The organism is Salinimicrobium oceani, assembly GCF_012037645.1.
Map to the genome: position 1 here is coordinate 1 of NZ_JAAVJR010001391.1, position 316 is coordinate 316.

1 pseudogene is annotated in these 316 nt (G+C 44.6%); it reads right to left on the reverse strand.

Annotated features, from left to right (window positions below):
• A pseudogene (locus tag HC175_RS22340) lies at positions 1-316 on the reverse strand (RagB/SusD family nutrient uptake outer membrane protein); the annotation flags it as partial.

Sequence of the window (316 nt, forward strand, 5' to 3'; positions counted from 1 at the left end):
TTGTTCCGGAAGGAATGCACCTACGGGATCTTCTTCTGTTATGAAAGGAGGATTTCCAAAAAGGTCCAGTGCATGATAATAGCTTAAGGCTCTAAGAAAGCGCGCTTCTGCTCTAAAGTTTTCTATCTCGGCACGCGTACTCTGGTCAACTCCAAATGCATCAAGCTCAGCATCGCTGGTTTGGCGAATAAAGGCATTGGTTTGAGCTACCTGGTAAAGTATCCTTGAATACATAGTACGAATAAATTCGTTACCAGAGGTCCAGGTTTGTCCGTGGAGGGTTAGAATTGTACCATCATTCCACCCTATTACGGCT